Below are 15,678 nucleotides of genomic sequence, written 5' to 3'. Positions count from 1 at the left end.
TTTTTGTTTATGGCGGATTACACTTCCATAGGTAATATCTTCAAACTTCCCCAAATCGGAAAAAGTATAATAGAATGGGAATATCAAATTTTTTCACCATCTGGAGGGATAGGGTTTGACAGTTGGGGAACTTGGAAGAGTACTTATTGTTGACGATGAACAATTAATTAGACAGGGTATTAAGCATTATCTAAATTGGGAACAACAAGGGTTCGAAATTGTTGGAGAGGCTTCGAACGGTATCGAAGCACTGGAATTAATTGAGATGAAACATCCACATATCATACTAACAGATATCGTAATGCCCATTATGGACGGTGAAGAACTAACGAGAATTGTTAAGGAACGCTATCCTCAAATTGAAATTATTATCCTCAGTAGTTATGGAGAGTTTGATTATGTCCGCTCTACCTTCCAAAGTGGAGTGGTTGATTATATTCTTAAGCCTAAGCTGGATGCAAAAGGACTGTTAAATGCATTGAAGGCAGCAGCTGACCGAATTCCGTCTCTTCAAATGATGGACAAGCATGTTTCAGTTGATCTTTCCGTCGGACAAATTATACAGAAGTTGATTTCAGGCTATGAAGTTAATTATGATGTCGAGAAGCTTTCTGAAGTGTTTCCTTATGGCGAATTTTGTTTATTAGGTATTGTGTTAAAAAGTGGGGAAACGGACCTGCCTAAACGTATTAAGGGGAAAATTGAAGCTGAGTTTGGACAAGAGGATTACTCCTTTTATTACGACCGAAATATCGTTCTTGTAAACGGAAATGATTTTACTAATTTTATTAAATTTGCTAAGCAGCTCGGAGAGTCAAATGGAGGCTATGGCTTTGTTCTTAGTGAAACCTTTACGGATTTTTCTCAGTTAGCGGTAATTTACAAAGAAAGTCTGGTAAAACTTTTAAATTATCGTTTCTATTTTTCCGAGCAGCCGCTTTTAATGAAACAGAACTTGCCTAATCCGGAGCCGGTATGTGAAGGATTCAATTTGGATTGGTTTACAGGTGAATTTAAACGGAAAAATTTTGAAGCTGCTTTTAACTATCTTCAGGAACATATAACAGCATTATCTAACTGTTATACATTGGATGTATACGAATATAAGGCTTTTTTCGGCAACATAGTCTTTAACATTACGGTTCTACTTGGAAACATGGATTACGACGTAAAGGAATTGGATCATGCCAAGTATTCGTATTTTAAGTTGATAGAGGATGCACAAAATGCAAAAGATGTAATAGAGCAATTAAACAAGTTTATTACGGAAGCGAATCAATGTATAATTTCCTCCCAAAATCATCTCGACAATCAGAATATGAAAAAACTGATGGAATTTATTAAGAATCATTATGCGGAGCCGCTAACCCTTACAGATGTTGCGAAGCATTTTCACTTTAATCCTTCCTATTTATCAAGTTATTTTTCAACTCATAATAGTGAAGGTTTTATTGAATATATAAATCGGATTCGGATTGAAGAAGCTTCAAAGCTTCTTGTTGAGGGAAGAGCAACTATTTCCGAAATTAGTGGAATGGTCGGTTATTCCGATCACAGTTATTTTTGCAAGGTGTTTAAAAAAATTACTGGTCTGTCACCAAGCCAATATAGAAGAAAACAAAACACGAGATAAGAGATGGTATGAAGATGAGATTAATTCCTGAACGGTTTAGACATAACAACCTATTTATCACCATGTTTCTGATTAGTGTTATCATCATTATCACCGTTTCTGTCACCATAACGTGGACTACGATTCGGATGTCAGAGGAATTCTTTTTTGAAAAATTCAGTATCACAAACGCAAAAGTAATGGATCAGGTAAAAGATAGCTTTGAGACTTATAATTATTCAGTCGTCATCGCTTCTAACAACTTATTGCAAAGCGGTACGATTAAGAGAATTCTTACAGAAGAAGGTACCAATGTTCAGCGCTTGAATGCTTACTATACTCTGGGTCAACAGATGAACCGAATTGAGTCTAGTGTGGACACTTACGAGACAGGTATCATTGTCACGGGTACAAATGGAATCATTTACGCGACCGACCGGACCTATTGGCCAATTACCGATGATGAGTTGAAGACGGGCGACATTACCAAGAATACGCTTAAAGAACCTAAGCGGTTGATGTACCAATACGATGAGCGTCCTAATAAAGAGGATGGAAATTACATTGTCACTTCGAAAGCGTTAATGGAACGAACTTCTGGAAATGTCTATGGAACGATGTATTTCGCTATTAAAGAAAATGAATTCAGAGAGTTTTACTCCAGCTACACTAGTCCTGGTAATCATGTTTTCTTAGTAAACAAATCTGGGGTTATTATGTCGAGCGATCAATCAGAGCTTATCGGTAAAAAATCGGAGGAACTGCTTGGGTATGCTCAAGAAATTGAGGCTGAATCCAAAGATTATATTATTGAAAACTTTTGGGGTAAGGAACAAATAATCTTGATGGAGTACCTTCCATCTTTTGATATGTACATGTTTAATATCATCGATAAAGAAACAGCATTCGGCACCTTGATCGATAAGAAGCAGATACTCTTTATTTCAATGGGTATCGTCTTTGTGGCGCTGATTATAGTCTTCCTTGCCTCAAGAAGAATGACCAATTCATTATCAAAGTTGGTAAAGCAAATTGAGAGTACTTCTAAGCACGAGTTTGACAAGTATGTAACCGTTTCGGGCACGTATGAAACAAGGCAAATCGGGCATGCATTTAACTCGATGCTCGATGAGCTTCATGAGTATGTAGATCAGCTTGTCGTCTCACAAAAAAATCAGCGGAATGCGGAACTGGCTGCCCTGCAGCAGCAAATTAACCCGCATTTTTTATACAATACACTTACATCCATAAAATTTATGGTCCAACAGGGCGGAAAAGAAGAGACGGAAGCGACCATTAATGCATTGATTTCTTTGCTTCAGAACACGATAGGCAATGTCAGTGAAACCATTACGGTTAAGCAGGAACTGGATAATTTAAAGAATTACGTATTAATTAATCAAAAACGCTATGGTAACCGGATAAAAGTAAATTATTTTGTTACGCCTGATTGTATGGATCTGCAAATACCAAAACTGATTCTTCAGCCATTTATGGAAAACTCCTTTTTCCATGGATTTATCCGCAAGCCGGCAGGTTATATTAATGTCCTTGTCTGGCAGGAAGGGAATACCCTAATTTGTGAGGTTATCGATAATGGTGACGGGATGGAAGTTTCAGAGGATAACACACTTCCAAACACGAAGCGTAAACAGCAGCATTTTTCAGGCATTGGTGTACGAAATGTGCATGAACGTATTCAATTAATTTATGGAGAAGAATATGGAGTAACCATCTCAAGTAATCTAGGAGAAGGGACAAAGGTCCGAATAACACTGCCGATTCAAAAATAGTCCTAGTATCTAAAAAAAGTACAAATTCCAAAATGTAAACGTGACCAATTATCTGAAAATAGTACAAAATATTGAAAATATCGTCCTAACAGTTAACCCCGGGCTGGTGCTAACATAGGAAATGTAAGGCAGACAGCGCTTACAACAACAAACAAAAAATCACTTGGGGGAATATCAATGAAAAAAGTACTTGCTCTATTATTAGTAAGCTTACTGTTATTGACTGCCTGTTCTTCGGGGTCAAAAACAAAAGATACTTCCGGAGAGGCAAAGGATACCAATAAGATAACCGTATGGGCTTGGGATCCAAACTTTAATATTAAAGCTATGAATATAGCAAAAGACACTTATGCAACTGAAAATAAAGACCTTGAGATTGAAGTGATTGAAAACGCTCAGGATGACATTATTCAAAAGCTAAATACAAGCTTAAGCTCTGGCACTACGAAAGGGCTTCCGAATATTGTTTTAATTGAAGATTATCGTGCACAAAGCTTCCTTCAGGCGTATCCTGATATGTTCCACGAGCTGACTGGTTCGTTTAAAGCTGAGGACTTTGCGGATTATAAAATTGCTCCAACAAGCTTAGATGGTAAAAACTATGGCCTTCCATTTGATACTGGGGTAACAGGATTATATGTGAGAACGGATTATTTAGAGCAAGCTGGTTACACAGTTGAAGATCTACAAAACATCGACTGGGACAAGTACATTGAAATTGGTAAAAAGGTAAAAGAAGCAACTGGTAAACAAATGCTAACACAAGATCCTAACGACCTTGGATTGATTCGTATGATGATCCAAACTGCTGGTTCATGGTACTTAGAAGAAGATGGTGTAACACCTAACTTAGCTGACAATGAAGCACTTAAAGCAGCATTTGAAACATATAAAAAGCTATTAGATGCGGATTTAGTAAAACCTGTATCTGACTGGAGTCAATTCTTAGCTGGCTTTAACAGCGGTGATGTGGCAACTGTACCAACAGGAAACTGGATCACTCCTTCCATTAAAGCTGAAGCTTCACAATCTGGTAAATGGGCGGTTGTACCTTTCCCTACACTACCTGGTGTAGCTGATTCTGTTAACGCTTCAAACTTAGGCGGAAGCTCTTGGTATGTTCTAAATGTACCAGGGAAGGAAAAAGCAGCTGACTTCCTAGGAAAAACTTTTGGTTCAAACGTTGAGTTTTACCAAACTATCAATAAGGAAATCGGTGCTATTGGTACTTACAAGCCAGCCTCAGAAGGTGAAGCGTACCAAGCTGCAGACGAGTACTTTGGCGGACAGAAGGTCATTGCTGATTTCGCAAAATGGACTGCTGAAATTCCACAGGTAAACTTCGGTTTACACACCTATGCAATCGAAGACATTCTTGCAGTTGAAGCACAAAACTTTATTAAAGGTAAAGATCTTAATAAGGCGTTAGAAGATGCCCAAGGTCAAGCTGAAACACAGGTGAAATAATTAAATAAGAGCAAGCCTCGGGTACTCGCCGGCTTCTCCCTTCGGTTAAGTGGAGCGATTAGTGTCAGGCGAGTGTTACGGGGCTTTTATTTTAAAATAGTCAAACCAGAAATAACATAACTAAGATAGGAGCTGACTTGATGTGATACCTGCAAAAGCCAACCCACCTATGCAGACAGTTAAGTCCACACGGGGTCTTCGGATGAAAAACGCGGCCATTGGCTGGTCATTTGTTACTGTAGCAGCTGTGATGATCTGCTTGTTTTATTTTTACCCGATGGTTCAAGCTTTCATTATGTCCTTACAATCCGGCAGGGGAATAAACTTAACATTTGTCGGCCTCGAAAATTATGCACGTTTATTAAAAGACCCGGTATTTCTGACGACAGTAAAAAATACGGTCGTTTATTTAATGATTCAAGTACCAATTATGATTATTCTAGCTTTATTTATTTCTGTGTTACTAAATGATAAAGCATTGAAGTTTAAAGGCTTCTTCCGTACGGCAATCTTTTTACCATGCGTAACATCACTTGTAGCTTATTCGGTTACTTTCAAATATTTATTTGGGCAAGATGGCATTGTTAACATTATGTTAATGAAATTGTCATTCATTTCAGAACCGGTTCAATGGTTAACAGATCCATTCTGGGCAAAAATCACAATCATTGCCGCAATTACATGGCGCTGGACCGGCTATAATATGATTTTCTATCTATCTGCACTGCAGAACGTAGACCAATCTATTTATGAAGCGGCGAAAATAGATGGGGCTTCACCGATCCAAACCTTTTTCAAGATTACCATTCCAATGTTAAAGCCAATTATTTTGTTTACTTCGATTACTTCCACCATTGGAACACTTCAGTTGTTCGATGAAGTAATGAATATTACGGCGGGTGGACCAGGTAATGCTACAATGACCATCTCCCAGTATATTTACAATCTATCGTTTAAATATACTCCGGATTTTGGCTATGCGGCTACTGTTTCATACGCAATTGTAATTCTAATTGTGATCTTCTCAATCATTCAGTTTAAAGTGGCAGGTGATAAAAATGCTTAAAAAAGTCTTCGGTTATGGATTTCTTACAGTCGCTGCTATCATTTCTATCTTTCCATTTTTATGGATGATTGTCAGTTCAACGAATAAATCAGTCGACGTTACAAAAGGCAGGTTATTGCCAGGAAGTCATTTTCTAGAGAACCTAACGAATCTCCTGAATACAGTAGATCTCGTTCCGGCCTTAGTGAATTCAGCAAAAATCTCAATAATCACTACGGTTCTTGGAATGCTTATTGCCTCTTTGGCGGGCTACGGATTTGAAATTTACCAGAGTAAAGCAAAGGACTACTTGTTTAACTTCCTATTGCTTTCAATGATGATTCCCTTTGCAGCATTAATGGTTCCGTTATTCCGAATGTTTGGGACAATATCACAGACGGCGCAGATGATTGGAATTGATACAATTTCTGCCGTTATTTTACCGACGGTTACAACCGCTTTTCTTATCTTTTTTTTCAGACAAAGCACGAAGATGTTTCCAAAGGATATTCTTGAAGCGGGAAGGATTGACGGATTAACAGAGTTGGGTGTGTTTTTCAGAATTTACATTCCAACGATGAAAACAACTTACGCTGCAGCTGCGATTATTACGTTCATGGCTAGCTGGAACAGCTATCTATGGCCGCTTGTCGTGCTGCAGTCTCCAGAAAATCAGACGATTCCATTGCTGATTTCTGTCCTAGGTTCAAGTTATTCTCCTGACTACGGTGTCATTATGACAGCCATCGTCATTGCGACCCTGCCAGCAGCTCTAATTTTCTTTATTATGCAAAAGCATTTTGTTGCGGGTATGATGGGCTCTGTAAAATAGCGGATTCAGATTAATGTAGATAGGAAGTGTAATAGAGATGACAACCACTCCAAGTTTAAATTGGCTTACAGATGTGAATGTTTTTGCAGTGAATCGTGTTCCTGCCCATTCAGATCATGTCTATTATGAAACATTGGCGGAGGCAAAAAGCGCCTCCCCAATGAAAATGCGTCATGAATTAAACGGTGACTGGAAGTTTTACTACAGTATTAATCCAGACCATAGACCAGTGAACTTTTTTAAGAAAGATTACTCTTGCGCAGGCTGGGGGGATATTACGGTTCCGGGGCATATTCAACTCCAAGGCTATGGGCAGCCGCAATATGTCAACACGATGTACCCATGGGATGGGCATCATGAGCTTCGTCCGCCTGAGATTCCGACTGACCATAATCCTGTTGGGAGCTATGTGAAATATTTCGATGTTCCTGCAAATATGCAAGGGCATCCGGTTTATATTTCTTTTCAGGGTGTTGAATCTGCTTTTTATGTATGGCTAAACGGAGAATTTGTCGGTTACAGTGAGGATTCATTTACTCCGGCAGAGTTTGACCTTACACCTTATTTAGTTGAGGGTGAGAACAAACTTGCAGTGGAGGTCTATCAGCGCAGTACAGGCAGCTGGCTTGAAGATCAGGATTTTTGGCGCTTTTCAGGAATCTTCCGTGATGTTTACCTTTACACCGTTCCGGAAATTCATGCCGCCGACCTCCATGTTCGTCCTGAACTGGACTCCACTTTTACAAGAGGGACTCTATCTGTCGACTTAAAGCTTCAAGGGTCAGTCGCTTCGAAAATTACAGCAGAATTAGTCGATAGAAAAGGTGCTCTTGTTCAAACTGGCACAGCTGAAAATATCGATGGCAAGTGGTCGATTATCATGCCGGTCGAGCAGCCAGCGCTTTGGAGTGCAGAAAATCCTTATTTGTACCAATTATTTATACAAATTTACAACGAATTTGGAAGTTTAGTAGAAGTTGTAGCTCAGAAGGTTGGATTTAGAAGATTTGAACTCGTAAATAAAATTATGCACCTCAATGGTGAGCGGATTGTATTCAAGGGCGTGAACCGTCACGAATTCAATCCCCGTCACGGCCGGGCGATTACAAAAGAAGACATGCTCTGGGATATTAAAACACTGAAACGTCATAACATTAATGCAGTCCGAACCTCACATTATCCAAATCAAACCTATTGGTACGAATTATGTGATGAATATGGCGTTTATGTCATCGATGAGATGAATCTTGAAACGCATGGATCATGGCAAAAGATGGGGGCAGTAGAGCCTTCGTGGAATATTCCAGGTAATAAGCCGGAGTGGGAAGCTATTGTCATGGACAGAGCTATTTCAATGGTAGAACGAGATAAGAATCACCCATCTATCTTGATTTGGTCTTGTGGGAATGAATCATACGCTGGTGAAGTCATTTTGAATGTCTCTAAATATTTCAAAAAGGTTGATCCAAGCAGACTGGTACACTACGAAGGAGTTTTCCACAACCGTGATTATAACGATACGAGTGATATGGAAAGCCGTATGTATGCGAAACCAGCTGATATTGAAAAATATTTAAATGACAATCCAGAGAAGCCTTACATTAGCTGCGAGTACATGCATGCTATGGGGAATTCACTAGGCGGGATGTACAAATATACAGATTTAGAGCAGAAATATCCAATGTACCAGGGCGGGTTTATTTGGGATTATATCGATCAATCCATCTATAAAAAGGACCGTTACGGAAATGAATTCCTAGCATATGGAGGCGATTTTGGTGATCGTCCGACGGATTATGGATTCTGTACAAATGGAATTGTCTATGCGAATCGAGAACTTTCTCCTAAAATGCAGGAAGTGAAATTTTTATATCAAGATTTTAAACTAGTACCAGACCAGACAGGTGTAACCATTAAAAATGAAAGTTTGTTCTCTAATACGGACCACTATGAGCTCGAGTATGTTCTATTCCGTGAAGGAAAGGAAGTGTACCGAAATTCACTGCTTGCAGAGGTTGAACCGCAAAGTAAGGGACGTTTTGAGTTTGATATTCCTAAAGAGTTCAAAGCTGAAACAGGTGAATATTGCGTTCAATCATCACTAGTGTTGAAGGAAAACACCCTTTGGGCAGAAGCAGGATATGAGATTGCATTCGGTCAGTTTGTCTATCAAGTGGGGACAAAAGAAATAGCACCTGCAAGCGGCGATTTACGGTTGGCCTATGGGGATGTCAATATTGGAGTTCATGGCCGTGACTTCACGGTAATGTTCTCAAAAGGTGCAGGCAGTCTAGTTTCTCTTAACTACGCAGGCAAAGAAATGATTTCACTTCCACCAGCACCATTGTTCTGGAGAGCCACGACTGACAATGATCGAGGTTATTCTCAAGGTTTCCATTCCGGGCTTTGGTATGCAGCGAGCTTGGCGAGAAAGTGTGTAAATATTGAAGTAGAAGAAAAAGAAAGTTATATGAGTGTAGGATTTACTTATAAATTCTCCATTAATCAGGATATCGAAGTCAAGACCATTTACACAGTTTATCCAGATGGAAGTGTTAAGGTTAAGTCTGTTTATAAAGGGGCAGAAAATCTGCCGCAGCTGCCGACTTTTGCAGTGTCCTTCAAGGTTCCAGCAGATTATGATCAATTAGAATGGTATGCAATGGGACCAGAAGAGAACTACTCTGACCGGGCGATGGGTGCTAAACTTGGTATCTTTAAAAACCAAGTACTTGATAATCTATCAGGTTATGTTATGCCTCAGGAATCGGGTAATAAAACCGGTGTCCGCCGTGTCAGTTTGACAAACCGTAATGGTCAGGGAATAAGAATTTCTTCGGTAACAAAACCACTGGAATGTAATATTAGTCCATATACTGCATTTGAACTTGAGAATGCTCAGCATGTTTATGAACTTCCACCTGTTCATTATACCGTGGTAACAGTTGCCGGTAAGCAGATGGGTGTTGGCGGGGACGACAGCTGGGGAGCACCTGTTCATGACGAACACCTTATCAAGGCTGATCAGGATATAGAATTCGAATTTATCATTCATAGAGTCTAATAGTTTGTGAAGAGTACCGGGTAACGGACTCTTCACAAAGTTAAATTGGCAGGTAAAAAGATATAGTTTTGTCTTTCGTTATCTGAATATTCTGAACTAGAATATCTAGAAGATAAGTAATTTTAACTCTTCATTTAAGGGGGTGATTCCTTGGTCGGGATTACTGCATGACCTGCAGTAAAAGATTTCGTCATCCATCTTAGAGTACGAACATCAAGAGTTTACCTATAAAAGGGAGGAAATATTGATGTTGCAAGGGGAGTATGGAAGAAAGTTTTTTATCTACGGTTTAATTGTATTACTTCTAGTAGGGATTATTTCGCCAGCAGTACCACAGAAAGCTGCTGCAAATGAAACTGTTGCTGGAGCAATCTCCAACGCGGAAACCATTAAATTAGATCCAAGTTATCAGCATGAACCATTTGATGGCTGGGGAACAGCGCTCGTTTGGTTTGCCAACATAACTGGCGGCTGGCCAGATGAACTTCGAAATCAATTAGCTGATGATCTTTTTGGGGAAAATGGATTAAATTTTAATATTGCTCGTTATAATATTGGCGGCGGTGATTCACCTGAGACCGAGCCATATATGCGTAAAGGCGGAGCAATCCCTGGATTTTGGAACCGGCCGGCAGATGTGAATCCGGATATAGAAAATTGGTGGAATCCAAAAAATCCAGACCACTGGAATTGGGATGCGGATGCGAATCAGCGCTGGTGGCTTGAAGCCGCAAAAGATAGAGGTGCCGATACGTTCGAAGCCTTCTCCAATTCCGCTCCATACTTTATGACTCAAAGCGGGTATGTATCTGGTAACTGGGATCCATGGAATGATAATTTAAAGCCAGATCAATTTGAAGAATTCGCAACGTATTTAACAACAGTTGTTGATCGTTTACAAAAAGATATGGACATTGAATTTAAAACATTGTCTCCAATAAATGAACCAAACACAGGCTATTGGCGTGCACTAGGCAGACAAGAAGGTTCGAACTGGTCACCTGCTTCACAACAGAAAATTATTAATGAAGTGAAAAAGCAATTAGTAGAAAAGCAACTTAGTACAGTTGTATCGGGAATGGATGAAACAAATCCACAAAAGTTTAGGCAGAATTGGGAGCAATATAGTTCCGAGACACGAGCAAACATTGGTCAATTAAATGTACATACGTATTGGCCGGAGGAGCAAACGGGTGTAAGAGATCTTGCCAAAATATCAGGAAAACCACTGTGGATGTCAGAAGTGGACTTAAGCCCAGGCGGCTTTGGGCAAAATCATGAAGATATCCGCACGGGCCTTGGCTTATCTGAAAGGATTACCACGGATATTCAGAAATTGGAGCCAGAGGCTTGGGTGCTTTGGCAGTCAATTGAAGACGAAGTCAATATGAGCCCGGAACACGAAAATGGGAACTGGGGATTAATTCAAGTAGACTTTGACCCAGAAGATTTTAGTAAGGTAACCATTTATAAAAATAAAAAGTATTACGCAATGGGGAACTACAGTAAGTTTATCCGCCCTGGTTCTCAAGTAATTAATTCAAATAGCACCAGTACATTGGCAGCAATTGATAAACAGAATGATTCAGTAGTTATTGTCTATACAAACAATAGTACTGAGGAAAAAGCACTCAACTTCGACTTATCCGGGTTTGAAACGGTAAAAGAATATGCAGAAGCGATTCCTCATGTAACCTCAGCAACAAAAAATATTGCACAAGGTTCAGCAATCAAAATTGCTGATAAGAAATTATCTGCAACGGTAGAACCGCAATCCATTACAACCTTTGTTGTATCAAACGTCTCAGGTGTAAAACCAGATCAAAGTGTTGTTGATAACGAAGAAGAATACTTAATGCTTAACAAGCACAGTGGTAAAGTACTCGACATTACCTCTGACAACCAGACGGTTGTTCAGAAAACAACGCTTCATGAAAAAGAGAGTCAGAGCTGGAAGATTCAAAAGGTAACCGATGGGTACAGCAACAAGGAGCAATATCAAATTTTCCATCCTGCAACAGGAAAGGTCCTTGGTTCATCAAAGGGAGCTGCTATTTTACAAGATGATAAGGATCAACTCCATCAACAATGGATTCTTTCAACCTATGGTAATGGAGAATTTACCTTTGTTAACGTTGAAAATGGTCAATTGCTTGAAATCGGCGGACAATCGATCGCTGAGAACGCAAACGCCACTCTATGGCAGCCAAATGCAGGTAACAATCAAGTTTGGAAGTTGGTAAAAGCAGAAATCGTCAAAGTGGAACACACTAAAGTTACGGTACCAAAGAAAAAGACAACACCAGTTCTTCCTCAAGCGGTAACAGCTGTTTATGGAAATGGTGACGAGGTTCTAAAAGAAGTAGTTTGGAATAATATTGACCCAAAACTTTATGATAAAGAAAATGTTTTTACGGTGGAGGGTACGGTAGAAAATACGGAAATCAAAGCCATTGCTACTGTAACGGTATCAAAAATTGAAAGTTTCGAGCCTGTAAAAATTAAAACGATACCGGGAGTAGCCCCGGAATTACCAAAGGAAGTGGCAGTAAAATTAGCAAATGGGGCAGATGGGAAAGTAGAAGTCCTTTGGGATGAAATCGACCCATCATTATACGCTGATTATGGGAAATTTACCGTGAGAGGGAAAAATCCATATAGTCCTATAAAAGCTATTGCGCAAATACAAGTCACAGAAGATGCCTTGGAAAATCTGTCCTTAAGGACTGGAACAAAGGCAAGTGCTTCCTTTACAGGAATGTATGATAAGCCGGCAAATATGATTGACGGAATTATTTCCAGTGTCCGCTGGACTAACTGGGATCCAAATGCGTGGAGGCCAGAAGATTCGGTAACGATTGATTTAGGTACGGAAGAAACAATCTCGAAAGTTGATTTCCATTTCTATGACGATTTCGGAGGTACAAGACCAGCAGAAACATTGTACCTGCAATACAGGGATGGCAGTAACTGGGTTGACATTGAAGGAACACAAACCAATGTAGATGCTAGAAAAGAGGTTAATATTTCTTTTGAACCGATTGTTACTTCAAAAGTTCGGGCAATGATGACAGCTATGTCAAGAACTTGTATTGCGATTTCCGAACTAATGGTATGGGGAGAAGGCCAAACTTCTGTCCCAAGAGTTGGAGAGGACGCCGCGTTAGAAAACATCCTGATTAATGGACAGCAGCTTCAGGGCTTTAAAGCAGATACTCTCGTCTATCAAGTAGAAATGAATGGTCGTATCCATAAGGAGTTAACGATTGAAGGAATTACAAGCGACATTTTAGCAAAGGCAGAAATTAAACTGCCTGAGACCCTGCCAGGAGAAGCTGTTATTACCGTTACATCTGAGGATGGGAAACAGAAAAAAAGATATACCATTAAATTTGTTAATGAAGAAGGTACTTTAGTAGGTCAATAGTTAAATTAATATTACTTCATTTATGGGGGAGGCATTCATTAGCTTCCCCTATTTAAAGCATAACGCTACTAAACTAGTCTAGGATAAGGTGATTTTATAATGCTGATACATACAAATTCAGAAAAAAAACAGTTTCATTTAACAAATGGCCAGGTAAGTTATATTTTTCACGTGATGAAAAATGGACAGTTAGGCCATCTTTATTATGGAAAGGCGTTACGGCATAGGGACGATTTTTCCCATCTGCAAGTTTATGATGTTCCAACCGGTGCAAGTTGTCATGTATATGCAGATGATACAGCATTTGTTTTGGAAACATTAAGACAGGAATATCCTGCTTACGGAAATTCAGATTTTCGTGAACCAGCCATTTCTGTCCGGAAAGAAAAAGAATCCAGTGTTCCAACTTTTACATATGACTCCTATTCTGTGTTAGAAGGAAAACCCCGTCTTGAGGGACTTCCAGCAACGTACGGCAATGAAGCAAGTACATTGCAAATTCGATTAAAGGATGAATTCCTTCAGGCAGAATTAACAATAAACTATTCAATTTTTCCTGATAAGCCTGTGATTACAAGAAGTGCCACCCTGACAAACTATGGTACAGAGAATCTTGTCATTGAACGATTAATGGCTGCGGTACTCGACCTCCCGGATAAGAATTTTATATTTAATCATTTAGCTGGGGCATGGGCTCGCGAAAGGCATGTGAAGGAACGTAAGCTAGAAACGGGTATACAATCAATTTCCAGTTTGAGGGGTGCCAGCTCTCACCATCATAATCCGTTTTTAGCGTTAAGAAGGCCAACCGCCACGGAGCATAGCGGTGAAGTCTACGGCTTTAATTTCGTATATAGCAGTAATTTCATTATGCAGGTTGAAGTAGATCACTACGACATGGCGAGGTTAACCGTGGGGATTCATCCCTTTGCCTTTCAGTGGGGTCTCGAACCAAAAGAAACATTTCAAACACCAGAAGTAGTCATGGTTTATTCTGATCAAGGCTTAAATGGGATGAGTCAGGCCTTCCATCAGCTTTACCGCGAGAATCTGATACCAGAGCAGTGGAAAAAGGAAGAGCGACCAATACTTATTAATAACTGGGAAGCGACGTATTTTGATTTTGACGAGGAAAAGCTTGTAAATATTGCGAAGTCTGCCAGTGAATTAGGGATCGAAATGTTAGTTCTTGATGATGGTTGGTTTGGAAAAAGAAATGATGATACCTCCTCGCTGGGAGATTGGCATGTTGACTTTACTAAACTTCCGAATGGGTTAGAAAGCTTGGCAAAAAAGATTAATGATGCCGGGATGAAATTTGGTCTCTGGTTTGAACCGGAAATGATCAGTCCAAACAGTGAGTTGTTTAAAGAGCACCCTGATTGGGCTGTTGGGATGCCAGACCAGCACCATACTTTAGGGCGAAATCAGCTGGTACTTGATTTCTCAAGACCGGAAATTGTTGATTATCTTTATGAAAAAATGTCCGGGATTATTAAACAAACAAATCTATCATATATAAAGTGGGATATGAACCGTAACATAACGGAGCCTTTTTCACAAAAATTAGCACCCAATCAGCAGGGAGAGTTTTTCCATCGCTATATTTTAGGTGTGTATTCTTTGTATGAAAAGTTAACGAGTGAGTTCCCTCATGTCTTGTTTGAATCCTGTGCTGGCGGCGGCGGGCGCTTTGACCCTGGGATGTTGTATTATGCACCACAGACATGGACGAGTGATAATACTGATGCTGTCGAAAGGCTAAAAATTCAATATGGCACATCCTTTGCCTATCCATTGTACAGTATGGGATCCCATGTTTCCGCGGTTCCAAATCATCAAACATTTAGAGAGACTCCGCTTTCTACACGGGCAAATACGGCTTACTTTGGAACTTTCGGCTACGAACTAGATCCACAATCATTAACGGAAGAAGAACGGAAGGAAATTAAAGGGCAGGTTGCTTTTTATAAAGAGCAGCGCCGCTTGATCCGGGATGGCCAATTTTACCGACTTTTAAGTCCGTTCTCAGGTAATGAGACGGCTTGGATGGTGGTTAGTCCAGACAAATCGGAAGCTTTAGTAGGCTATTATAAGGTATTGGCAACGTCAAACTCTCGAAAACAGCAAACATTACTGCTAAGTGGACTATCAGCAGATAAAGCATATGAATTGGATGGCCGAATTTATTACGGTGATGAGCTAATGCAAGCAGGACTTCAACTTCCAACAGAGTTTAATGGAGTAAACTTAAAATCATCGAAACGAAGAGGAGACTTCCAATCAAACATATTTTATTTAAAAAGTACGGATGAAAATGTGAATTAATTTCTTGGAAAAGCAGTGTGTATGCACTGCTTTTAATTTTTTAGTAAAAATTTTAGTAAAAACAATAGAATTATTTTACGGTATGAATTAAACTAAACATATAGCATAAA

8 protein-coding genes are annotated in these 15,678 nt (G+C 39.6%); all 8 read left to right on the top strand.

All coding sequences use genetic code 11. The features are described from left to right. Nucleotides 1-115 precede the first annotated feature (115 nt). Complete coding sequence (locus tag ACIQAA_RS21040; protein WP_402623207.1) at nucleotides 116-1,633, top strand: response regulator; 1,518 nt, start codon at nucleotides 116-118, stop codon at nucleotides 1,631-1,633. Between the two features lie 14 nt (nucleotides 1,634-1,647). Further along, nucleotides 1,648-3,405, top strand: a complete 1,758-nt coding sequence (locus ACIQAA_RS21035) for a cache domain-containing sensor histidine kinase (RefSeq protein WP_402623545.1) — start codon at nucleotides 1,648-1,650, stop codon at nucleotides 3,403-3,405. Between the two features lie 177 nt (nucleotides 3,406-3,582). After that, nucleotides 3,583-4,872: an ABC transporter substrate-binding protein gene (locus ACIQAA_RS21030; RefSeq protein WP_402623204.1), complete on the top strand. Its 1,290-nt coding sequence runs from the start codon at nucleotides 3,583-3,585 to the stop codon at nucleotides 4,870-4,872. Nucleotides 4,873-5,074: 202 nt separating this feature from the next. Further along, the gene (locus tag ACIQAA_RS21025; protein ID WP_402623201.1) at nucleotides 5,075-5,938 is read left to right on the top strand and encodes a carbohydrate ABC transporter permease; all 864 of its coding nucleotides are present in this window, start codon (nucleotides 5,075-5,077) and stop codon (nucleotides 5,936-5,938) included. Further along, on the top strand, nucleotides 5,931-6,749 hold the full coding sequence (locus ACIQAA_RS21020; RefSeq protein WP_402623198.1) for a carbohydrate ABC transporter permease: 819 nt from the start codon (nucleotides 5,931-5,933) through the stop codon (nucleotides 6,747-6,749). Before ACIQAA_RS21025 ends, ACIQAA_RS21020 begins: the two co-directional genes overlap by 8 nt. Nucleotides 6,750-6,786: 37 nt before the next feature. Then, nucleotides 6,787-9,813 carry a beta-galactosidase, LacZ type gene (lacZ, locus tag ACIQAA_RS21015; RefSeq protein ID WP_402623195.1) on the top strand — a complete coding sequence of 1,009 codons (3,027 nt, stop codon included), beginning with the start codon at nucleotides 6,787-6,789 and terminating at the stop codon, nucleotides 9,811-9,813. Between the two features lie 247 nt (nucleotides 9,814-10,060). Further along, nucleotides 10,061-13,240: a glycoside hydrolase gene (locus ACIQAA_RS21010; protein ID WP_402623192.1), complete on the top strand. Its 3,180-nt coding sequence runs from the start codon at nucleotides 10,061-10,063 to the stop codon at nucleotides 13,238-13,240. Between the two features lie 99 nt (nucleotides 13,241-13,339). Next, nucleotides 13,340-15,568 carry an alpha-galactosidase gene (locus tag ACIQAA_RS21005; RefSeq protein WP_402623189.1) on the top strand — a complete coding sequence of 743 codons (2,229 nt, stop codon included), beginning with the start codon at nucleotides 13,340-13,342 and terminating at the stop codon, nucleotides 15,566-15,568. Nucleotides 15,569-15,678 lie beyond the last annotated feature (110 nt).

Source organism: Neobacillus sp. NPDC093182 (assembly GCF_044754045.1).
Note: the sequence above shows the minus strand (reverse complement) of the source record. Positions and strands in the feature narration are given on the sequence as shown.